Origin of the sequence: Desulfonatronospira thiodismutans ASO3-1 (genome assembly GCF_000174435.1) — a bacterium.
GTDB classification, from domain to species: domain Bacteria; phylum Desulfobacterota; class Desulfovibrionia; order Desulfovibrionales; family Desulfonatronovibrionaceae; genus Desulfonatronospira; species Desulfonatronospira thiodismutans.
Window position 1 is genome coordinate 390,651 of record NZ_ACJN02000001.1, and the last position, 23,270, is coordinate 413,920.

General features: G+C 50.5%; 16 protein-coding genes. 3 read left to right on the top strand and 13 right to left on the bottom strand.

Annotated features, from left to right (window positions below; translation table 11 throughout):
• Positions 1–107: 107 nt before the first annotated feature.
• Together rimI and DTHIO_RS01820 are read right to left on the bottom strand one after the other, a co-directional pair.
• Positions 108–602: a ribosomal protein S18-alanine N-acetyltransferase gene (gene rimI / locus DTHIO_RS01815; protein ID WP_008868648.1), complete on the bottom strand. Its 495-nt coding sequence runs from the start codon at positions 600–602 to the stop codon at positions 108–110.
• Positions 595–1,047: an SRPBCC family protein gene (locus DTHIO_RS01820; protein ID WP_008868649.1), complete on the bottom strand. Its 453-nt coding sequence runs from the start codon at positions 1,045–1,047 to the stop codon at positions 595–597. The genes rimI and DTHIO_RS01820 overlap by 8 nt, the downstream gene beginning before the upstream one ends.
• Positions 1,048–1,325: 278 nt before the next feature.
• Here DTHIO_RS01820 and DTHIO_RS01825 point away from each other — a divergent pair, with 278 nt between their 5' ends.
• Positions 1,326–2,276, top strand: a complete 951-nt coding sequence (locus DTHIO_RS01825) for an L-lactate dehydrogenase (RefSeq protein ID WP_008868650.1) — start codon at positions 1,326–1,328, stop codon at positions 2,274–2,276.
• 325 nt (positions 2,277–2,601) lie between these two features.
• A complete protein-coding gene (locus DTHIO_RS01830) occupies positions 2,602–3,342 on the top strand; it encodes a histone deacetylase family protein (protein WP_008868651.1) in 741 nt (246 codons plus the stop codon).
• A 501-nt stretch (positions 3,343–3,843) separates the two neighbouring features.
• Here the strand turns inward: DTHIO_RS01830 and DTHIO_RS19405 are convergent.
• Positions 3,844–4,662 carry a FlgO family outer membrane protein gene (locus tag DTHIO_RS19405; RefSeq protein WP_008868652.1) on the bottom strand — a complete coding sequence of 273 codons (819 nt, stop codon included), beginning with the start codon at positions 4,660–4,662 and terminating at the stop codon, positions 3,844–3,846.
• A 29-nt stretch (positions 4,663–4,691) separates the two neighbouring features.
• Positions 4,692–5,384 carry a hypothetical protein gene (locus DTHIO_RS01845; RefSeq protein ID WP_161598613.1) on the bottom strand — a complete coding sequence of 231 codons (693 nt, stop codon included), beginning with the start codon at positions 5,382–5,384 and terminating at the stop codon, positions 4,692–4,694.
• 420 nt (positions 5,385–5,804) lie between these two features.
• Between DTHIO_RS01845 and DTHIO_RS01850 the strand changes: the two genes are divergently transcribed.
• Positions 5,805–6,410 (top strand): FlgO family outer membrane protein, encoded by a 606-nt coding sequence (locus DTHIO_RS01850; protein WP_008868654.1) that lies wholly within the window; start codon positions 5,805–5,807, stop codon positions 6,408–6,410.
• 77 nt (positions 6,411–6,487) lie between these two features.
• Here the strand turns inward: DTHIO_RS01850 and DTHIO_RS01855 are convergent, their stop codons facing one another.
• The 9 genes from DTHIO_RS01855 to DTHIO_RS01900 form a co-directional block, all read right to left on the bottom strand.
• Positions 6,488–7,762 carry a hypothetical protein gene (locus tag DTHIO_RS01855; RefSeq protein ID WP_008868655.1) on the bottom strand — a complete coding sequence of 425 codons (1,275 nt, stop codon included), beginning with the start codon at positions 7,760–7,762 and terminating at the stop codon, positions 6,488–6,490.
• Positions 7,763–7,887: 125 nt separating this feature from the next.
• Positions 7,888–9,015, bottom strand: a complete 1,128-nt coding sequence (locus DTHIO_RS19410; protein WP_161598614.1) for a TolB-like translocation protein — start codon at positions 9,013–9,015, stop codon at positions 7,888–7,890.
• Positions 9,016–9,063: 48 nt separating this feature from the next.
• On the bottom strand, positions 9,064–14,076 hold the full coding sequence (locus DTHIO_RS19415) for an ankyrin repeat domain-containing protein (protein ID WP_008868657.1): 5,013 nt from the start codon (positions 14,074–14,076) through the stop codon (positions 9,064–9,066).
• Positions 14,077–14,269: 193 nt separating this feature from the next.
• The gene (locus DTHIO_RS01870) at positions 14,270–15,091 is read right to left on the bottom strand and encodes a hypothetical protein (protein WP_008868658.1); all 822 of its coding nucleotides are present in this window, start codon (positions 15,089–15,091) and stop codon (positions 14,270–14,272) included.
• Positions 15,092–15,124: 33 nt separating this feature from the next.
• Positions 15,125–16,471 (bottom strand): M48 family metalloprotease, encoded by a 1,347-nt coding sequence (locus DTHIO_RS01875; RefSeq protein WP_008868659.1) that lies wholly within the window; start codon positions 16,469–16,471, stop codon positions 15,125–15,127.
• Between the two features lie 11 nt (positions 16,472–16,482).
• The gene (locus DTHIO_RS01880; RefSeq protein WP_008868660.1) at positions 16,483–16,695 is read right to left on the bottom strand and encodes a hypothetical protein; all 213 of its coding nucleotides are present in this window, start codon (positions 16,693–16,695) and stop codon (positions 16,483–16,485) included.
• 646 nt (positions 16,696–17,341) lie between these two features.
• Positions 17,342–18,178: a hypothetical protein gene (locus tag DTHIO_RS01890; RefSeq protein ID WP_008868662.1), complete on the bottom strand. Its 837-nt coding sequence runs from the start codon at positions 18,176–18,178 to the stop codon at positions 17,342–17,344.
• Between the two features lie 102 nt (positions 18,179–18,280).
• The gene (locus DTHIO_RS21930; RefSeq protein ID WP_208596360.1) at positions 18,281–20,866 is read right to left on the bottom strand and encodes an Ig-like domain-containing protein; all 2,586 of its coding nucleotides are present in this window, start codon (positions 20,864–20,866) and stop codon (positions 18,281–18,283) included.
• A gap of 348 nt (positions 20,867–21,214) precedes the next feature.
• The gene (locus tag DTHIO_RS01900; protein WP_161598615.1) at positions 21,215–23,005 is read right to left on the bottom strand and encodes a hypothetical protein; all 1,791 of its coding nucleotides are present in this window, start codon (positions 23,003–23,005) and stop codon (positions 21,215–21,217) included.
• Positions 23,006–23,270: the final 265 nt, after the last annotated feature.

Genomic DNA, 23,270 nt, shown 5'->3' on the forward strand with positions numbered 1-23,270 from the left:
TTAAACCGGGAGCCAGGACAAAAATGTTTTTCTCTTAATCAAGCTCTTAATCCTGTCAATCCTGTCAAAAAACTCTTTTATTTATTGGGTTGCGGGCAAAGCCCGAGTTAGATTTTCTGACTGAAAGGCAGCTTCAGGGCATCGGCCAGTTCCAGCTGCAGCACCAGGGCGTCTTCACCGGTGTCGGTGTAATACTTCTCCCGCCTGCCCACTTCTTTGAAACCAAATCCCTGGTACAGGCTTATGGCCGGGACATTGGACATGCGTACTTCCAGGGAAATCCACTGCACCCCGTGTATGCGGCAGTAGCCCAGAAGCGCCTTCATGAGCTTTTTGCCAAGCCCTTTTTGTCTTTTTCCGGGATGCACGGCCAGGTTCATGATCTCAGCCTGGTCCCGGACATGCAGAAATGAAAGATAACCCCTGAGTTCACCGCATTCCATCATCCCCAGCACCTTGAAGTGCTCCCCGGTCATGAGCCGGCTGAACTGTGTCTCATCCCAGGGCAGGGTGAAACACTGCGCCTCCAGCTTCAGCAGTTGCCGGATGTGCGACTGGTTCAAGAAAACTATACACAGTTCCTGTTCCACAAGTTCAACCAAAGATTTCAGTCAGAGCCTTTCGTCTGAACGTAAATATTTCCTCCAGCCTGGGCCGGACCAGCAGGACATGCAGAGGCGATGCCAGAGGGCCCAGGTAAAGGGAATAGTGCACCAGGTCCGTTACCTCCACCCCGCCCTGCGCTTCCTTGAGCAAATGCTGATGGTGCCAGAACCGGTAAGGCCCAAGTCTTTGCTCATCCACGAAGAAATACGGCTTCTGCACCTGGGTGATCTCAGTTAACCAGCGCATGGGAATGCCTGCCACTGCCCGGATCACGTATTCAATGATCATCCCGGGGTACATTTTTTCATCCGGGGCAAAACGTATGTCAAAGCAGAGCCAGTCAGGCGTAATACGGCAAAGGTTTGCCGGTTGGGAAAAAAAATCCCACGCGGTGTTGACATCCACCGGAAGAATTTGAGTATAATGCAGGCGATAAACCATCCATCCCCCCCCCCTTGATCAGGCATAAATCAAAAGTTGATCTTTACCATTTGATGAGATATTTTCAATAATTAATCCATACTGGAAAGTTAATAGTTATCAGTTAATTGTTAACATGCGAACAAAAAAGAATTGTGATTTCAATGTGTTAGATCATGAATGCATCTGGACAGTTGGGCTTTAGAAAAACACAATAAATCCAGAGCATTGTACAAATCACGCCTCAGGAGTGATTGACTCTCCAGGTCAATAGTAGCATCTTATAACAAGGATATTGTATGCAGGAAAATTTTCTTCACAAAAAAGTAACCATAATCGGCACCGGCATGGTGGGCATGTCCTATGCCTATGCCCTGACCATCAAGGGATTCGTCCGGGAGCTTGGCCTGATAAACCGCACCCCTGAGAGGGCCCAGGGCGAGGCCATGGACCTCTGCCACTGTCTGCCCTTTGTGGAGCCCATGGACATCAAGGCCGGCGGATACGAAATGTGCCGCGACGCCCAGATCGTGGTCATCACAGCCGGCGCGGCCCAGCGAGAGGGAGAGACCAGGCTGGACCTGCTGCACAAAAACGCCGGCATCATCCAGGATATCGTTCCCAGAGTCCTGGAACAAAATCCCAACCCCATACTGCTAATTGCCAGCAATCCTGTAGACGTACTTACTTATGTAGCCCTGAAGGTCTCTGGACTCCCTTCCAGCAGGGTCATAGGTTCAGGCACTGTCCTGGACACCATGCGTTTTCGCTATCTTATTTCCCAGTACTACAACGTGGATGCCAGAAACGTGCACGGCTACATCCTGGGTGAACATGGAGACAGCGAGGTGCCGGTATGGAGCCGGGTGAACATAGCAGGGATTCCTTTGTCCGAGTACTGCATGATGTGCGGGGAACTGGTGGACAGTCAGAAAAAGGAAATCGAGTCAGATGTTCGCAATGCGGCCTATCACGTAATCCAGAAAAAGGACTCAACATATTATGCCATAGGGCTGGCCCTGGTGCGCATCACCCAGGCCATTCTCATGAACCAGCAAAGTGTTCTCACCGTGGGCACCCTGGTCAACGGCGAATACGGCATCAAAGACGTATGCCTGTCCCTGCCGTGCGTAGTGGGCAGCAACGGCATAAGTCAGGTACTGGCCAATCCCATGCAGCAAAACGAGGTCGAGGCCCTGCAGAATTCTGCTGCTGTTCTTCGCAAGGCCCTGGATTCCATTGGATGGTAGGCTTGGGATTCTGGATTCAGGAAGGGATTCTGGTATTGAGGTATTGAGGTATTGAGGAATTAGGGATTCAGGGATTCAGGGATTGGGGAATTGTGTATTCATGGAGCAAGAGGAGATGGCTGCTCGCCATGATAATGGTTTTGCTGACACCCTGCCCCGCTGGATTACGTGCACGGCGTAAACTCCCCTCCTTAGCCAAGGAGGGGCCGGGGGTGGTTGTATGAGATCCCTTCCTTTTACTGATGGTGCCCCGTAGAGGCCTCTTTTTCCGCGCAGGGTCGCGGAAAAGGCATAGAAGCTGAATCGTTAATCAGGAGTTCTGGTTATGAAAATTGTTTTTCACAAACAATTCCTGGAAAGTTACGCTACGGACCCGGCAGCCGAGGAAGGCAGGCTGGACCGGGCCAGGCAGGTACTGCAGGAAGAGTACGAATTTATTGAACCCCGTGAGGCCTCCCTGGAAGACATTCTGCTGGTGCACACCCAGGCCCATGTGGACAAAATCTCGCGGATGGAGCCCATTTACAGCGCAGCCATGCTCGCTGCAGGCGGCGCCTGCATGGCTGCCGATATTGCCATGCAGGGCGAGCCGGCCTTCGGCCTTATCCGCCCTCCCGGGCACCACGCCAGCCCGGATTTCTGCTGGGGGTTCTGCTGGTTCAATAACGTAGCCATAGCTGTAGAAAGACTGATTCACAGAGGTGAAATAAATTCAGCCTATATCCTGGATATAGACCTGCATTTCGGGGACGGCACACAGGGATTTTTCCTGGGCCGCGAAGACGTGATTTATCAGCACATGGGTGATATGGACGAATTGCCCCGGGAGCTGGAACAGGCCGGCAATCCTGACCTCATTGCCGTATCAGCCGGCTTTGACCGCCACCTCCTGGACTGGGGAGGATATCTGAGCACCCAGGACTATCAAGAAATAGGCCGGCAGGTGAAAGACCTTGCCCAAAACACCTGCCCGGGACGGGTATTTGCTGTCCTGGAAGGCGGATATAATCACCAAGTCCTGGGCGACAACATACTGGCGCTGCTACAGGGACTGCAGGAGTCCTGATGAGAGGCTTATGTGCGCCTGTGTTTTTGACGACACATTACCAGCAGCCTCTCCAGTGCCTGACAGGACCGTAATACCTGGGATACCAGCGGCCGGGCTCAGGCTTTTTGAACCTGAAATCAGCAGGCCTGGGGCTGCAGCGCAGGTCCCAGTGATGAACCTTATACGGAAGACTCCTGTATGCAGGCTGGTACCCAGGACAAACAGGGCGCTGAAAATCCTCATGCAGGACTTCGTTGCCAGACACTGCAGAATCTGCATATTGATGTGGACAATACCCTCGCGGAGCAGCACACCCTGCCAGGAAAATCAGCAGCAAACCCACCAGCCCAAAACAATAAAACCTGTTCATAATCTTCCCCCGAATTTTGATCGGAATTTAATTCTGCCTACTCTGTGCACCCATTAAATGCTTCAGCTTCAAACATTCTCCAGCAAGATTCAACTCAACTGACACTATTTTATAAATTCCTGATTTTCTGGCCTGACCTGCCCTGCTTTTTACTGTCCCGTACTCCTGAAAAGCCTGATCTGGGTCTGCGCATCCCACTTCTGGGGATCAGGCAGCTGGTTTTTGCTTTTAAACATTTCCAGGGCCCGTTTGGAATTTCTGCCCCATATGCCGTCTATTCTGTCCAGGTATAGACCAAGGTCCGCCAGGCGTTTCTGGATAAGCTTGGCATCTGTACTCCTGGATGGATTGAGTAGAATTGCTCCTTCTGACAGAGGCCCTTTGCCGTTGACCTTTTTCTCCTCCACCTCTTCTTCCGAGGGCACAGTTTCCGCTTCGGTCATGGCCTTGAGGTCCCCGTCCAGCCGGAATGAAAAATCATGGGAAGCGATAACAGCATTGTCTGTTGTTTTAACCAGCTTGGTGGTAACCATAGCTCTATCGCCCTGTACATGATAAGTCCCGGTAAGAATTGCCTGGGCCCCCCAGGAGTCCTTGAGGTGATCCATATCCCTGGACAGGGCGAATTCACCGCTTCCCCTGGCCATGCGCATGGAATCCTGTCTAAGCTTCATCTCCACCACATTGTACCCGTGCTGGGAAAGCCTGGACCCCATGAGTTCTCCCATCTGCCTGCCAAGAACCGAGGTCTGATCCAGGTCGCTTACATCCACAAAGCTGGTGGTCATAATGGGCAGTGTTCTGCTCAAATCACGGGTAATATTGTACTCCAGCATGTCCGCCGCCTGATATGCTATCCCCGGCAGCCCCTCTTTTGCGTGATATAATTGCGGCTGCCAGGCATAAACAGTATTTATGCCCGCCATGAAAAACAACATCGCCGCAATAAAGATTGCAAGTCTTTTCATAACTCCTCCGGTTTAATCATAATCGCGTCTCAATCAACAAGCCGGTAGTTTACCTTTGACGGATCCCTGTAGATTGAATGCTGTTTGTAATGATCCCAGTCAGCATCATTTATATAGTATATGGAGGAATCACGCATGATATAATTATCATTCATGGTCAGAGAGGTTGTGACCATCACTTCCACCGAAGGCAGTTCCGGGGTATATGCTCCGGATTCTACGTTTACCATGGCTCCTCCCACCTGACGTTCCTGCGGGGCTATGGTGCCTGGTGATGCCTGCCCCGGCGGCTGTCTCTTTACGTACATTCCAGGAGCAAGGGACCTGTACACTCCCTTTTGCGTTCTGACCATGCGCTCACTGTGTCTGACCATCTCCAGGTCAAAAGACAGCACCATCGACTGACTCTCACTCCTGGAAACTCGCATGCCCTGCTGCACCATTTTGGTTAAGACAAGATCGTAAAAGGCCTTTTCAAATGGAGTGCTGCCTGGAGGAGCCACATAAATGGAATAACTGCCCATGGGAATGGAACGCGCTTCCAGAGAATTTTCTATTCTTCTGGCCACATCCCCTGCCAGCAGCTCCCAGTGCTGTACGGCCTGCATCTTTTTCTGGGTGGTCAGGGAATACCCCGTGGGCACAGGCACCTGTGAGGACACAGGCTGGGCCGCCCTGGGCTGGTACGGCTTTTCATAGTAGGTACATCCGCCTATGAACATAAATAAAAGTAAAATGACAAACAACCTGTAATAGCAGGACATATTACCTCCACAGGAAAAGTATTGGCTGCGGTAACAGAAGATTCGCTATATTATTCGGACAGGGTCACAAAAAGTTTAGGCACAAACATCTCAAAATAATCCTGAATGACTGCTCATGTCGATGTGAATATACCGTAACCATTCAGTGGGTTCCGCGGTGATGATTACTGGCACCAGGCCCTGGGGACTGTCCCCCGCTAAGTACTAAATGTGCAGATTCACGAAACTTCGCGTCTGTACTTTTTGTATTTGTGCAGAAAAGGTGTCGCGGGGACTGTCCCCAGGCCGATTGAGGCATCCCCTGAATGGTTACAATATACCCAGGCCTTTTATCTAAAATGGCACGGCAAGTGCATAACATTTTTTCAGGAGGAAATTATGACCAGGTACTGCACAGCAATTCTAGTTTGTCTGATTTTGTCTATTGCGGCAGGTTGCGCTTGGCAGGGTCAGAATAACGACGTCCGGAAAATCCCGGAAAAGCAGGCGGAAATCATTCATGATAATCACCGTGCAGGATATGAGCTGCATAACATGCTTGTTGCCACTTTACCGCAGGAAACCACCATCCTCCTGACCACTTTCGTCAACCTGGACAACTTGGAAGAAACCAGCTCCCTGGGGCGTATCGTGCCGCACCATATCGGCACCGCCCTGACCAGATGCGGTCACGAAATTGTTGATATCCGCCTTCGCCGGGACTCCCTGCTGGTCAGGCAAAAGCAGGGAGAGTTCGGACTTTCACGTGAAATAAAAGAAATCGCCCGGGACAACCAGGCCAATTATGTCCTGGCAGGCACCTATTCAGTTCTTTACAACCGCATCCTGGTCAACGCCAAGGTCCTGCGCAGCTCAGACGGCCTGACTGTTGCCGCCACAGACTATTACCTTCCCTACGATTCCACGGTCCTCGATCCTGCAGGCTTCTCAGGAGAGCAGGCCGCGGAAACTATTTTTACTCCAAACGTCCTTACCGGATTTTGACAGTCAAGGGATAAAGCTTGGCAGTCAATACCGGAATCGGCGTCAGTCCTCAATAATTTCCCGAACTCAAATCTCACTCAGACAAACGCACTCTCCAGGTCCTGGGCAGCCTGCCTTGCTTCCTGCTCCCTGCCGGCAGGAACGGGCACGCGCACCAGGATATCCCCGCCCCCGTGGCCCAGCTGGAAATAATGGATGACCAGGCAGGGGTTGGCCCCGGTTTCCACCGCGGCTGACTGAAACCTGTGAAAGAAGCCGGTCCAGGTGTGGGTCTGCCCCCCGAGGTACAGGCCCTTGAGTCCTATGTGGGCCTCAAAAGGGCCACGCAGGAGACGCCGCCGGGAAAACACCGGAACTGATACGGCGGTGAAGACAAGCGCAAAAAACACCCCGCTTATGATCATCACTGCCAGCACCCCGGCCAGCCAGGAGACCACCAGGGCTGCGGCCAGGAGTACAAGGCCTATAAAAGCCAGCTTCTGCAGCATATCCCCGCGCTCTATATCGTACTGCGTATGGACAAAGTTCTGCCATTCCGCAGGGGTGTAGCTCCACTTAATCAGGCGCTTTTCTCCCTGCAAAAGAGCCTGGATATACTTATAGGGTCCAAGAAAAACCAGGGCGCTGAGCGCTCCGCTCAAACACAGGAAAAGGCCCACGAAAAAGGCGGCAAAACCCAGATCACCCCTGCCCCATATTCCGTACAGATGAGGCATGCAGATCATGGCCGCACCCACAAGAATAAGACCCAGGCAGCAGGCCAGAGTTGTCCCGATCCTGCTGTCTGATGCGCTGGGTATAAGCTCCGTGTTGCTTCTGCTCCAGGCCAGACCGGCAGTTGCAAGCATGACCAACCCCGCAAGCGTGGCAAACAGACGCAGGGGATGCCTGTCCTGCCAGCCCAGATCGGCCCCGAAGACATCCTGTGGTCCCAGCCAGGCCAGCTGCAGGAGTTGTATGTCTTCTTCCTTTTCCAGAACAGCCGTCCGGGGTCCCCGGTATTCTGCCGGCCAGGGCAGGGGCCATTGCTCAGGCCCCAGGTATACCTGACCCTGACTGCTTAATTTGTCCGCCAGAGAACTCCATGACTTAGAATCAGCTGCAAGGATCACATCAGCTGCTTGCATAAAAGCGGACCGGAACTGTTCAAAAGATACATCCTGCCTGTTGCCGCCGGTCATTTCCAGTGGAAGGCCGAAAGTTGGGGTGATGCCCATCCACGTAGGGTTCTGAAAACGCTCAAAGCGACTCTCCAGGTCCACCGGCTCAATGCGCACCAGGTGCTGGGCCGGATACCACCAGGCCAGAAGCAGGACTAGGCCCATGAGACACATAACTAATTTTTTCAGCATACTTTTTTCCACAAGGTAAAAGGTGTACCCGCTCCTTGGAGGTAACCAGCTGAATTACATATAGTGCGCAGCTGGCATAAAGAGAACTCCATGCCTGCTTGAAATGAACTGAACTCCCTGCATCACTATTCTTGAGGCAAGGCGGTCACATAAAGGTCATATCCGCCTTTTCCACCCGGCCGGTCTGAGGAAAAAAGCAGCAGCTTGAGCTGTTGATAACCCTTCAGAGACATGGTCATAATGGATGGTCTGAACTCATTGGCCTTTGTATTGAGTTCCACACCCGGGGGCATGATTTTTTGCATGTTGAAGGGCTTTTGCCATTTGCCGTCTTCATAGCGGGTGGCGTAAAGATCGTACCCTCCGTAGCCGCCGGGCCGGTCAGAGGCGAAAACCAGCAGATTACCCTCAATATATGGAGCCAAAGTATTGCCCTGGGCAGTGAACTCCGTTGCCGGTTCGATTTTTTCTGCCAGAGAAACGTCCCCGAGCCACCGACTGAAGTCCGTATCATGCGAAGGATTCTGGAAGCGATAAATCTGAAAACGTCCGCTGCGGTTGGAACTGAAGTAGAGCACGTGGCGCTTGAAATCATATGTTGCATAAGCATCATCTGCCCCTGGCTCATTGCCAAAAAAAGGCCTTGGCTCATTGTTGTCATCCAGAAAATATAAGTTGCGTTTGCCGTCCTTGTCCGAATCAAACATCCAGACCCCGCCGGGTGACAACTCACCCTTTTCGTTCCAGGGCAAGGATTCTTTATCCAGGGTCAGTCTCAAGGGCCAGGGCTTAGGTTCCCTGCCCGGGTTCAGTCCCAGGGAAAGATAATAGTTGTAAGCCTCGTCATAAGGACGCTCAGGTACAAAACTGGAAACCAGCGGGGTGGGGCCGAGATGGTTGCCGGCTGACTCAGAGGCAGGGGCAAAAGGTCCTGCTCTTTCGCCGGCAATGATCAAAGGCGGCGGCAGCTCTTTTTTTCGACTGGAATATGGTTTCTGGGTGATTTGCACCCGGCCTGTTTCCAGGGAAAAAGCCTGCCCTTTGGAAGCGGCATTGCTGGCAAATACTATAAAGGAATCCATTTTCAGGGGAGGAGGGACAGCCACCGCGTTAAAATCGTCATAAGGAGAATTCAGCCCTTCCAAGGCATAAACCCCGGGAGCACTTTCCAGTGTGTCGGGCATATCACCGTAAAGCATCTGCATGATGCAGCCGCTCAAATAAAGCAGGAAAAGAGCGCAGGCCAGCATCATCCCGGCAGTTTTCAAGTATTTTACATGCAGCGATCGCACCGGTCTGCCTTACTCCTGGTAACTCACTGCATATACGTGTCCGTCATAACTTCCAAAGTAGACAATGTCATTAAGTATCAGAGGCGAGGAGATAATCGTTGCCAGGGCTGAGAATCTCCATTTCTCCCGGCCTGATTCGCTGTCCAGTGCATAAAGGATGCCTTTTGAATCACCAAAATAGAGGGTGTTTCCCGCCATTGCAGGGCTTGACTGAATCCCCCCTCCCGAATCAAATTTCCAGATCTCTTTACCGGTATGCAGGTCCAGAGCATACATATACCCTTCAAGGCTTCCCACATAAATCCTGTCCCGTGCAATCACAGGAACTGTCAAAAGATCCCTGCCGGCCTGGGTACTCCAGAGTTCCTGGCCGGATTCAGCATCCAGTGCATAAACGTTTCCCTGCCAGTCTCCGACAACGACCATATCTTCCGTCAAAGCCGGAGAAGATAAAATCTCTGCTTCAGTTTCAAAGCTCCAGAGCTTCTCACCGTTTTTGCCGTCCAGGGCAATCAGTTCTCCATCTCCGCTGCCGAAATAGACAACACCATCCAGTATCACTGCAGAAGATATGCTTCTGCTGCCGGACTCAAATTTCCAGATCTTGTCGCCGGTTTCAGCGTCTACAGCAAAGACATCCCCCTGAAGATTGCTGATAAAGGCTGATCCTTCCCAGTGGTAAGGGGAAGAAACTATGTCTTTATCGGCATTAAACCTCCATTTTTCTTCACCGGTCTCCTGGTGGACAGCGTACAAGAATCCGTCCAGGCTCCCTGTATAGACCACACCCTCGACTACTGCAGGGGAGGAAAAGATTGTATCTGCGGTTTTAAAGCTCCAGATTTTGCTGCCCGTGGCCTGGTCCAGGGAATAAAGGTAATTGTCCTGGCCTGCTATGAAGATATGTCCATTGGAATACCTTGCTGAAGAGTCAACTGGACCGCCGGTTCCGAACTTCCAGACCAGATCCGCTGTTGGAAGCAGTGCAGCAAGCAGATCCAGCAGTTCAGACCTGTTGGATATCCAGGTATTTTCTTCCACAACCTGCAAAGGAGTCAGGCCCTCATCATTGGTGACGTCCGCAGAAGCACCGTTTTCCAGCAGAAGGGCGGCCATGGCCACATTTCCTTCATCTACAGCACTATGCAGGGGAGTATTACCATCATGGTCCTGCAGGTCAGGATCAGCACCATATTGAAGCAAAAGCCCGGTCAATTCGGATTTTTTATCTGCAACAGCCACATTCAGCCGGGTCTCTCCATGCAGGTTGCGCACATTTACGTCTGCTCCCAGGTCAAGTAGGTGCTGCAGCATTTCCTGGTCCCGGGCCTGAAACAAAGGCGGGTCCCAGGAATCAGATCCAGCATCAAGATCCACTCCGGCCGCTGCAAACTTAGTCAAGATTTCCATATCCCGGTTATGACCGATGGCACTCAATAAAATCCTCTGCAGAGGATCAGGATCCGCTCCTTTTTGCAGCAGAACCTGCACAGCATCCCGCTTGCCCTCCATAGCAGCTGAGACAAGGGGTGTATAATGCGCGCCCCAACCTATACTGTATTCAAGGTCCGCGCCGCTTTCTATGAGTATTTCCAGCACATCTGCACGCCCTGCCCTGGCAGCTGAATGAAGGATGGGCCAGGCCCAGTCCTCATCCTCGGTCAACTGCTCCGGGCTGTCTGCAAGCACCTGCCTGACCTGGTCAACCTCACCTCGAACAGCTGCAATACGAAGCTCCGGCCAGCCCATGACCCGGGGATCTGCTTTTGCACCGTGAGCAATCAACATCTCGGCTATGTTCAGATATATCTCATGGGAAATAATTTCACCTACAAGGTCCAAAGGCGTATGGCCCTGGGCATCCTCAAGGTCAATATCAGCACCGCGGTTTATCAGATACTCCACTGTTTCTGGATTGCCAACCTCGTAAGCAGCTACATGCAGAACAGACCAGCCATCCTCATCCTGGGCGTTTATGCTTACGCCGTGCTCCAGCAGATATTCCAGGCCAGGAATCTGTCCCTGGTATACTGCTTCAAACATCAATTCCAGACCGATCTGCTGAGCTTGCAGTTCTGCTCCCAGTTCCAGCAGTTTATCAGCTATGCCTGTATTCCCAAAGACAACAGCCACGTGCAATGCAGTAAAACCATGTCTGTCAGGCACTTCAATCTCCGCACCATTTTCCAGTAAAATTTCCAGCAGATCTTCTTCACCAGTCATGGCTGCCTTGTGCAATGGAGTTTCATGTCTTTTATTCAGGGCGTTAACGTTGGCACCTGCCTTGAGCAGTGTTTCTGCTGCATCTTTGTGTCCTGCAGCAATAGCCAGGTGTAAAGCTGTATTCTGGTCATCATCAACAGCATTGACATCCGCCCCGGAGTCAATATGCCGCTTAATATCCTGTGCATCGCCCTGGGCGGCTGCCTGTAACAAATCGCCGTGCAAACTTGCCCCGCTTTTCTCCAGCATGAGCACCACTTCTGAATGCCCGTTGGAATGGGCCAGTTCCATGGCGGTATTGCCTCTGCGGTTCTGGACCTGAATATCTGCCCCGCTTTGAACAAGCAGCTCCACTATGTCCAGGTGCCCGCCCTGGGCCGCCAGGTGCAGGGGAGTAAGTTCACCTGGTCCGGGTTCGTCCACTTTCAGGCCTTTTTCCAGCAACTGCTTTACCATCTGAGTGTTGCCTTTTCCTGCCGCCAAGTGCAGGGGGGTGTTGCCTCGGCCGTCTTTGACATTGGTGTCTGCACCCGCAGCCAGAAGAACCTCAGTTATTGTCTTAACCTCATCAGCTTCTGCATAATAGTGGTTCAGGATCTGAAGAAGGGCAGTCAGGTTCTCATGGTGCGAATATTCCGGGTCTGCTCCATTTTCCAGAAGCAGAGATACTACCGGGGCTTCTCTGTAGCCTATGGCAAGCTGGAGAGCCGTTCTATGCTGCCCGTCGACAAGCGAGATATCCGCATCATATTTCAGCAGAACTGCAGCTGACTCTTTACTTCCATGTTGTGCTGCCAGCATAAGAGGGGTCATCTGGAGATAATTTACAGCATCTGCGTTTGCTCCCAGTTGCAGCAGTTTCTCAGCCACCGCATACCTGTTCTGCAGGACTGCTGAGTGCAGATAGGTCATCTGCTGGACAAACTCCTGATCAAGGTCTATGCCTTCTACAAACAGGCTTTCCATAACAAAGGGCTGACTGTAGCGGACTGCATAGTCGAAAGGATGAGCACCATCATTATTTGTTGCCAGGACATCAGCTCCCTCTTCAAGCAGCATTTCCACCCAAGGGCGGGCATTATCTTCCAGAGTTGCAGCCATATGAAGGGCTGTATCACCGCTTGACATGGCAGCTCCTGTATCAGACCCGGACGATATCAGCAGTTCACCAACTGCCAGGTTATTACTGACAACAGCCAGATGCAGAGCAGTGCGCTGTGCATTATCTCTGGCCTCCAGTTCTGACCCGGCTTCAATAAGCATCTCGGCAACGTTTTTTGCAGGGTTACCTGCTGCATAATGCAAAGGGAGCTGTCCTCTGCGGCATTTTTTATCAATAGACGCACCGGCATCAATAAGCACCTGCACGAAATCACTGTCCGCCATAAGGGCTGCAAAATGCAGGGCAGCAGCACCGCCTCTTCCCGTGGCGTCAACGTCTGCACCCGCATCAAGCAGCACCATTGCCACTTCCAGGTCCGAATTTTCGGCAGCCAGCATCAGGGGCAGCCGCCAGTTCTGTTCTCCTGCAGAGCCTGGGTCAGCACCCTGTTCAAGCAGATACTTGACCACTTCAATATGACCCTTGGCAACAGCAAAGTGCAGAGGGTCAATGGACTCAGTACCCATGTCCCCTGGGCCAATGGGATTTTCTTCTGAGGCTCTTCCGTACCTGGGTGCTCCTACAATCCTCCTGGAAGTAACATCAGCTCCTTCCTGCACCAGCCTTTTCACTTCTGCAAGGCTGCCGGCTTGAGCTGCATCGAAAAGATTGTCAAAAGAAACCCTGACCCGGGTTTCAGGCACTTCTGCCCCAAGAGCGCTCAGCCTTGTCCTGGCGGCATTCTGCAGAGTACGGCTGTCTTTTTCAGTATTTTGGAGATAGGCCTTGTATACTGCAACAGCTTCTTCGTTTCGATCCAGATTTTCCAGTACCCGCCCATAAGAAATATAATGCTCCAGCAAGTCCTGGCCCGAAGCATCAAGATCAACAATCAGCTGCCCATAAAGATCTGCAGCCTCTGACCATAACTCTTCTGTTTCATACAGGTACAACAGCCTTTTTTTGGCCGTAGGCATGCCCGGAGTAGCAAACATGGCAAATTGATCATCAAGAAATGTGGAGCCGGGATAACGCTGCACGTAAGTTTCCAGGATATCTATGGCATCCAGATTTCTGGAGGGGCTGTAGGCCCGCATGTACATATTACTGAGCCGCCAGTAGCTTTCCTGGGCATATCCAGTATCAGGAGCTTTCTGCATTACCTGGTGGTACAGCTTTTCCATCTCATCCAGTTCATCATCATCCAGGGCATCAATCCTGGCAAAAAGAGTTCTGGCCATGTTCTGCTGCTGTGAAACTGAAAGACTTTCCTTTTTTGCAGTCTTCTGCACATCATTTATGCCAGCTTTAGTTTCAAAGGATTGAGCAGCAAGGACAAACTCATGCATATATTCTGCAAGTTCCTCCAGGGGATGGGCAAAAGCGTTCAGTAATTCGTCTTCCACAGCACGGTCTAAAAGCTCTGAAAGCGTTTGCATATCAGCATCAAGAAGGTTTATGCCCTGAGAGCGAAGCTCCAGTGCCAGATGCATAAACCGCTCCGGCAACATCCCCCAGGCACGCATGGCCCTTACGGTCAGTTCGCCCTGCACTGCAAGATCCTGAAGTTCCTGCTGCTTATTTGCTGCAGTTTCCCGGGCAATACTCTTCTCAGGACCTGACAGACACAGTATGAACGCCCAAAAACAGAAAAAAAAGCTCAAAAACATTTTTTTGTAGAAATTCAAGTTTTTCATTGAGTTTTATCCTTTGTAAAATATCAGGAATTGTATGATGTGACTGCAAAAAATCTAGGCATGAGTAATTCAGCAATAGATCAAACTTATAATGCTTTGTTTTTACTGACTCCTGATCCCTGTCTCCTGACACCTGTGACTGCAAAAAGTACTTTTTGCAGTTGAGTCTTTATAACTATATCCATCTGATGGCTCATCCATATGCACCTGTCAGTTTAAATCCATCCTCCTGCTTCTCCAGATAAATACTATTGTATATCAAGCAGCTGCCATCTTTATAGGTAAACATGTAGGATATCAGATACTCACCTGAAGTGATCACTTCAAAATCTTGAATCATATCTATTCTTGCCTGAAATGAAGTTTTCACATTCAGCAGATAGTTCATACAGCAGATGCTTAGATCCTGCATTTTATATATTCCGGGAAACAGCAGTTCATACAGAAACTGTGGGGTATTTTTCTGCAGTATGCTGTCATGCTGCTTTTGCAGATATTCATGGTGAATATAATCCTCCATGAGACGCTTCCAGTCATGGGCGTTAACTGTCTTTTCCAGGCCCAGGACAAATGTGCCCAGTTTCAAAGAAAGCTTCTCATCCTGCAGGGTAGCCGGAGTAAAAGTCTTTCTGTCCGACTGGACATGGTATTTCAGGCATGATCTTGAGATACTGCATGCTTTATCCTGTGGGCCTTTGTCCAGGATGACCACGTCCGTGGGGCAGGTAAACATGCCGTTATAGAGGTCTATTCCCGCCGTGGCCCGGATCTTTCTGCCCTCGAACAGATCTGGATCAAAGGGGATATTGGAGCAGGGAACAATCTCTAAAGGCTTGTTTGAAGCAAAGCGCTGCGGTTCTATTATTGTTATCTGCCCGCCCCGGACAAGGCCTTCAACGGTTTTTACAGGCACCGGCATGGAAGCCCCGGCCGGCAGGCATAAGACTGCGGCAAGAAAAATACTGAGTACAGTCATGACCAGCATTACCCGCCCGGAGCTTGATGGATATTTCAAGAGTGCCTCCTGGCTTGAAGCCCTGTTTATTTACTATTCATCTGACGAATCCATATAACCCCACTCCTGCAGCCTCTTGCGGGCATAGTCGGCCTTTTCTCCGGCACCGGAACTGTGCAGAAACCTCTCGTACTCCCCGGCCGAATCACTTTTGCGGCCCATGCCTTCCAGACAGACAGCCTTGAGGAAAATGGTATTCGGGTTGCCCGGCAACATGTCTTCATAGCGTCTAAACCCCTCCAGAGCAGCGTCATACCGCCCCAGATCCATTGCCGCCACACCGCTTATGTGATGCGCCTGGGCCTCCTGCGGATAAACCCTCACGGCCCTGTCGGAAAAGTTCCTGGCTCTTTGGGGCCGGTTCAGGGCCAGCTGGCATTTGGACATGAGCACCAGGGCAGCATAGTCTTCAGGTGCCTGGCTCAGGGCCCGGCTGAATGAGTCTTCAGCCTCATGGAAGCGCTGCCGGCCCATATGTTCTTCTCCTTCCTGCATATCTTCGATGGCCCCTCTCATGCGGCGAAGATCGGCGGTATTGTCCATGTAGCGCTCTCTATGAACCGGAAAATCGCGGGCATGGGCATACTCATTCTCGGCCCTGTACCGGGCGGTGTCGTAACGCTCCTGGCTCATGGGATGGGTTGAGAACATGCGCTCGATGGCCGAAGGTTTCCTGCTGTTCACCCCCTGCAGCACATCCATAAGGCCGACCATTCCCTGGGGATTCATGCCGGCATCGGTCATATACTGCATGCCCAGCTCATCGGCCTCCCGTTCGTTGGCCCGGCTGTAGCTGGCCAGAAGCGCTCCAGTGGCCACTGCTCCCAGTCCGGCTGCCACAGCAGCATAATCCTCCTGCTGGCTTTCCAGATACAGGGATGCACCTGCCAGCAGAGCCTGAGCCATTATGGCCCGGGACATGCGTGCGGCGGTGTGCCTGGCGTTGACGTGGGCTATTTCATGCCCCAGCAGGGCGTCCAGTTCGGCCTCATTTTCCATCTCCAGGAGTATGCCCCGGGTGGTGGCGATGCTCCCGCCGGGAAAGGCGTATGCATTGACGTTAGTAGCATTGACGCATCTGAAGGAGTAAGGCATGTCCGGGCGATGAGTGATTGCGGCCAGATCTTTGCCCTTGCGGTCCAGGTAACTGTTCAGGTTTGAGTCCTGGACCTCTCCGTAATCGGCTGAAAACTGATGCGGGGAGTGCTTCTGATCCAGGCTTATTTCGCCTGATTCGGACATAAGCATGAACTGGCGCTCTCCAGTGACCGGGTTGACCGCGCAACCGGAGACCAGGCCCAGGGTGGATACCGAGGCCAGCCACAGAAAGTCCCGGCGTTTCATGCTCCGGGTGGATATCCGGTTTTGTGGATGGTACAAAAAGACCTCCTTCAGTCGTCGTCATCCTTGTCGTCTTTATCGTTTCTACTGTCTGCACTGACTATTACAGGCCCTTGTTTGCGCTCATCCTCCCTGTCCGCCCACCACTGCTCGCGGTGCAGATCGTCGAGTGTCTCTTCCCTTTGCTCCTTGCCTTTGTTTTTCCAGATGACAAAACCAATAAAGCCGGCCATAACCAGTATACCGATCAAGATTTCACCCATGGCACTTTCTCCTTGCTCAAGTTTTTTTGCCCTTTATGGCATCACAATGTCCGCTCAATATTTCAAAAAATTGTTGTCAGCTGATTTAATGATTTAATGCGTGCATCTGAATGCATCAATCAATGGCATGGAATCGGTAATCCATGTTCATGAAAACAATTTGCCGGATCTACCGCTGGGCCTGCCATTCCTCTACTGCTTGAAGCATTTCAACGCCAAACTGCTTACCAGCGCAATATTCCCATATTTCAGGGCCTGTGGGCAGTGAGTGGCGTGAACAGCCAAACCCCGAGCAAATGCAGGGATCTCCAGGGTCGCCGCATGTCGGGGCAGCACAAAACACAGACAGTAACAGTACAAAAAAAACCAGCAGAATTGAGGCTTTCCTGAAATTAAAGTAAAGCATCTTTCCCGCCATTCATACCTCCTCAAACGTTTGCTCAAGACTCACACGGCTCTGCATAACATCTCGAAGAATTGTTCAGTGACAAAAGTCAAAAAGTTATGCACTGCATTTTACTCAAGAAATGTGTGCTATGTGAATTTTTATAGTCACATTTGATTATATGAAGAACATGTACTTGAAACTCCCAGATAGTTACATTTTTCATCGTAGCTTTGAACATACTGCAGCCCCGTTAGATAACTACTGAACTTCACGCGTGATTAAAGCCATGCTTTCGGCGAGTTGTTCCAGAGGGTCGGCCCATTGTTCAAGCTGACTGTCTTGCCGCGCCTCTTGGGACAGTACCCGTATTTGTCGATGATCAGCACCAAGGAGGTCAGAGTCGAGGTGCTGGAAGGCAAGAATCAGGCTGTCAAATTTTTCAGGCAGCATGCCCCATCCGCGCAAGGCTCTGACTGTTAGCGCATCCTGTTCTGCCAGCGGCAAAAGCTCCGGTGGCAGGTCGGTTTCGAAAGACGGGGCCGCCCTGCCCTGGCCGGAATGGCTGATGTCTGTGGGTTCGTCTGCGCCGGCATCTGTGGAAAGAGCTGAAGACACCAATTCCATCTTTTGCGTGATAACATCCAGAAGGTTCTCATGGCAGGCGTCCTGGAGAACGGTCACGGAGTCAGCACCGGAGACGAAAAAAGTGTCTCCAGGCAGAAGACTTCCTTTAATGCCCAGCGACTTGCCTTCATAATCGCTCAGATCCAAAAGCTCATAGGGAGATTTATCAATGTGCGGATATATCTGATAAACATCCCCCAGGCCTGGGGTATCCGAGACCAGACCCTTGTATATTTCTTCAGCCCTGTTCAGGTCATGTTCAAATAAGGGGTGTCCCAGACTGTAAAAACTTCTTTCCACCACGCACCCCACCAGGGTGGTATCCACAGGCTCTGAAGCAAGAACAGCCTTTGAATGCAGAGGAATATACAAAGTCAACAGCAAGAGCAGCGCACACATTAGTACGCCCGAATAACTGATCCAAAAACCTCGCCCGTGCCCTGGAAAATACCTTTTTGAAATACTGCTCATCTAGCACTCCCCTGACCTTGTGTGAAAAGATATACTGGCATTTACCCACCTGAAAAAGCAGGGCCTGTCCGGTCCTTGCTATGGGAGTTGTTGCAGCACAGCCTACAAACTGGACCCCGTGTCCACCGGCACCAGCTCCCCTTCATTATTAAAGGCAAAGCGTTCCATATGCTCCTTGAGAGCTCGAATATCCTGGGCATATTCCGAGATAGACCTGTTGGTCCCTGACTCTGCTTTAGCCAGCAGCTCACTGATCTCGGCCATATCGGCCCCCAGCAAGTCGACCCCATGCCTGCGCAGGTCCAGGGCCAGCCGGCTGAAACGATCCGGAAGATGTCCCCACGCGCCCAGAGCCCTTACAGTAACCTGGTCATGCAATACTGTATGCTCAGCTGTATAGTCTGACACTGAAGACTTTTCGGGAAGGACATTGACCCAGCTGTAAAGAAAGACATCAGGATTATTCAGGCTTATTAATTTAATCTGTGTCAGCCCGGGTTCTTCTCCTGTAACCTCCCCGAGTTCGGAAAGAGAAGCCACTTGTATATCAACTGGTTCCCAGGAAAGCTTGTGGTCCCTGGCGTCAACAGCAACCTCCAGGTTGGAAGAGGCTCCGGAAACCAGATCCATCTGCACAGGACTCAATGAGACTCCAAACTTGGTGTGGACTCGAAAACTCTCTGGAAGAACAACCCTGTTATTGTGATCATTTACCAGAATCAGGATTTGAAACCCCGAGTTCTGCGGTCTTTCAAAAGAGACGCGCTGCATGGAGTCACCGGAAAAAACCACCTTGTGGGATTCAGTGGCATTGAAATTGTGGTTGTTGCCGGCTTTTTGCTGAAAATCACCTCTTACCTCCAGAACACCCCGAGTCAAACGGTTGGAATGACTTCGGCTGGTTTGAGTGATGAAGTCGCCCTTGACCAGCACTTTGTCTCTGTCGTGGGTCATATTCAGATAACCCCGGCTGTCTTCAGGCTCGCCTCCCTCTTCTTGAGGCATGCCCTGCATAATATAATCGCCATGGACGACCAGGGTACCTCCACCAATGGTCAGGGTGCCATCAGGCTGGACCAGGTTGCCTTGAACAGTAAAGTTTCCGCTGGATATATCCAGCGTTCCTGGACCTTCAAAAGATATAGAGTTGTCAACCGTGAGAGAGTGACCGTCCAGATCCATGGTACCGTTAAAGCCATAAAGCCCTTTGATGACAGCATCATCTGTCAGCCGCCATCCCCTCAGCACGCTGTCAAAATAGACATCTTTGTTTGAGATGGAACACCCGGCAAAACCTGAATTGCCGGGCGCTTCAAAAAAAACTCTCTGCTCATTTTCTCCTGAAAAGAGCACCTTGTGGGATTCAGAAGCATTGAAATTGTGGTTGTTGCCGGCTTTTTGATGAAAATCACCCCTTACCTCCAGAACACCCCGGGTCAAACGGTTGGAATGACTCCGGCTGGTTTGAGTGATGAAGTCCCCCTTGACCAGCACTTTGTCTCTGTCGTGGGTCATATTCAGATAACCCCGGCTGTCTTCAGGCTCGCCTCCCTCTTCTTGAGGCATGCCTTGCATAATGTAATCGCCTTGGACGATCAGTGTGCCTCCACCAATGGTCAGGGTGCCATCAGGCTGGACCAGGTCACCTCCGATAACCAGCTTCCCCCTGGAAAGACTGCATGTACCTGGACCCTGCATTGTAACCGGATTTTTCACTGTCAGCGTGCGTCCTCCCAGATCCATAGTCCCGGTAAACCCGTGCATTTCCCTGATGACAGCATCTTCCTTCAACTTCCAGCCTCTCACAACTGTCAGGAAGTAAACCTCTTCGTTAGAGATAGTATTGATTCCAAACCCGGAATTGTTTGGACTTTCGAATGATACTTCCTGTTTTTTCTTTCCGGAAAGTAGTACGTTATGCGAACCTGATGCATTGAAGTTATGATTGTTGCCCGCTTTCTGCATGAAATTTCCCTGGACTTCCAATGTCCCACTGGTCAGCCTGTTGGAGTGACTGCGACTGCTCTGAGTAATGAAATCACCTTGAACCAATACGGAATCATTTTCCCCGGTCATAACCAGGTACCCATTGCTGTCTTTCTTGTTCCCCTCATCATCCTTTTCCATACTTTGCAGGCGGTAGTCCCCGGTCACTGTCAACCTGCCTCCATCTATATCAACTGTCCCCCCGGACTGGATAAAGTCGCCATGTATATCAAGTGCCCCTCCTGCGAGTTTGAAAGTGCCATGATGTTCCGGGATTCCCCCTTTAACGGTCATCTTGTTTCCGGCCATATCCATTGTACCAGTAAAACCATGCCCTACATTCCTGATTTTCAGATCATCATGCAGTGTCCACCCCCTTAAAACAGAATCGAAATGGACATGATCATTTGAGATCTCCAAAAGAGCAAATCCGGAATTGCCTGGACTTTCGAATGATACATCCTGTTTCTCCTTTCCGGAAAGAATTACTTTATGAGAACCTGATGCATTGAAATTATGATTGCTGCCCGCTTTCTGCTGGAAATTTCCCCGGACTTCCAGGATTCCACTGGTCAGCCTGTTGGAGTGACTGTGACTGCTCTGAGTGACGAAATCACCTTGAACCAATACGGAATCGTTTTCTCCGGTCATAACCAGGTACCCGCTGCTGTCTTTCTTTTTACCCTCATCATCTTTTTCCATGCTTTGCAGGCGGTAGTCATGAGCGACAATCAGTTTACCTTCATTAACATTAATGGTTCCACCCACATGATATATAGATCCGGAAGAAGTAAAGGTATGTCCATTCAGATTAACATTACCACTCAGTATTAAAATATCTTTTTCATAGTTTACACTCTGAGTTAAAGACATATTAGTATCTATTATCTTAAATTCAGAATGTTCATTGGATGCTATTGATCTTGTAAAAAAAGACCCTGACAGAATTAAGATCATCATGCAGGAAAAAATATACACTATCTGGTATATTCTATGTTTGATTTTCATTTTTATTGTCTCCTTAATATAGATACATATCCCTATAAATCATCACGATACACCTGCAGCCTGCATAACTTTATTCATTTGTTCGTGCAGTTTTTTTAAGGTCTTTTGATGTTCTGCTGACATACGCAGGCTGTCAGCGCTGTTGATCCATTTTTCTAATTGATCTATATCTGCGCCCAGCAGATCTTTGCCCTGCCCCCTAAGATGCATGGCCAGGGAGTTAAATCCCGGGGGCACATCTTCAAAAGCCCTGAAGGCCCGTACTGTAAGCCCTTCCTGGCTGACCAGGGCCAAAAGTTCCCGGCTGAATCCTTCCTGAACTTCCACCTCTTCAGCAGTGTCGTCACCCATGACTGTTTCGCTGCTTTCCACTTCTTCAGGCTCCTGAGGTGCAGGTGCCGGCATTTCAATTGCCCTGACTTCAGCAGGCTCTATGTTTTTATACATGAACACTGCAGGACCGGAAGTCATAGGTCCCGGCCTCCTGCCGGTATTTACCAGCATAACATGGCCTTCCGGTCCCACAGCCATTTCGTTGCGGTTGCCCGCCTGATTGCTGGTGGGTACTACCTGGAGTAAACGCCCGCTTCGGTCATAAATCCATATGGAATATCTTTCCTGGGCATAGATATTGCCGGCATTATCAACTTCCAGGTGCTCAAAATCCGGCATATTGAACTCATCTACATATACAGGCGGTGTACCTGAACCATACAGGCCCCAGGCCTCCATACGCCGGCCTTCATGGTCCAAATTTACAAAAAATCCTTCTGCATCATCTTCATAAACTGCAAATATGCTCCCGTCAGGAAAAATAGCAAAAGGATATGTACCGTCCATATTCAACTTTGTCTGAACTTGCATATCCCTTGAAAATTTGACTAAAAAAGGGCCATTTGCATCACCCGATCTGGATTCTGCACCCATTAAAAGACCTTTCTGATTTGAGCTGATTATGTAACGAGCATATAAACGTTCATCTTTACCAGACACCGATAGATCCAGGGAAAAGCTGTCATCAAGCTCTCCTGCGGGACTGAATCTCAAAAGCTCATCCGGGTTCTCATTATTTCTGCCTATCAGGATCAGCAGGTGACCATCGCTTTCCGCCCTTGCATCTATGCGTCTTACGGCAAGATTATCTCTTGTGGCCTCTTCTTCAAAGCTCCATTCATGCTGGACCTCTCCCCCATGGTCATAGATGCGCACCACGTACCGGGAACGGTCCACCAGAGCTGCATACCTGCCCGGCAGCATCACCGGCTGGAAATCGTTGAACTCCCGTTCTCCAATTTCCTTGTATGTAAAATAGGAATCCAGCTCCAGTGGAGGCGGGCTGTCAGCATCTGCGGATTTCAGGATACTTTCAATTAAACCCGGATGCTGGTTCAAAAGATGGTCATTGGCCATAAGAAATAACATCCGGTAGTTGCCCTCTGCATCAGGTATCTTATTCACCGCCACAGCCCATGTTTGATGTGAGTCAAAAGTTCCATCCGGAGCATTTTCCTGCATTGTGAACATGGCTTTGACCAGGAATGCCTCCTCTCCGGCCAGGGTAATGTACGATGTTTCAAATTCTGGTTCATCAGTACTCATCTCAGGCAGCATTTCCTGAAAATCCTTATAAAAACCCCGGTAACCGGCTTCGGCATGACCGCGCGGAGGAGGTTCGTGTCCCAGCCCAACACCTCCCCTGGCCATTTTCTTGAGCTCTTCAACTGAAATATCCTGCGGAATTCCCATGGGGCCAATACCCAGAATATACAGCAACTCATCTCTTTCCATCAGAGGCAGGGCATTTGCAGGAAGATCAAGATAAAATCCACCCATCCAGCGCGTAACAGTTTCGTTCTTTTCTGCTGCAGCATTTACTGAAAAAAGCAATAACATTAAGGACATCATAAAAATCACAGGGACAAAGCTGTTTTTTAGCTCTTTAATCATTTTGGACTCCTTTTATCCCCCGGCCTTTACCGGAAGAATCTCTTTACTTGATGCACCTGCAAAAAGTCGGGAAATGAATAATTCAGAAACCAACAATCTACATAAGTCTTTGATTTTACTGAACTCTGACGTCTGATCTCTGACGTCTGTG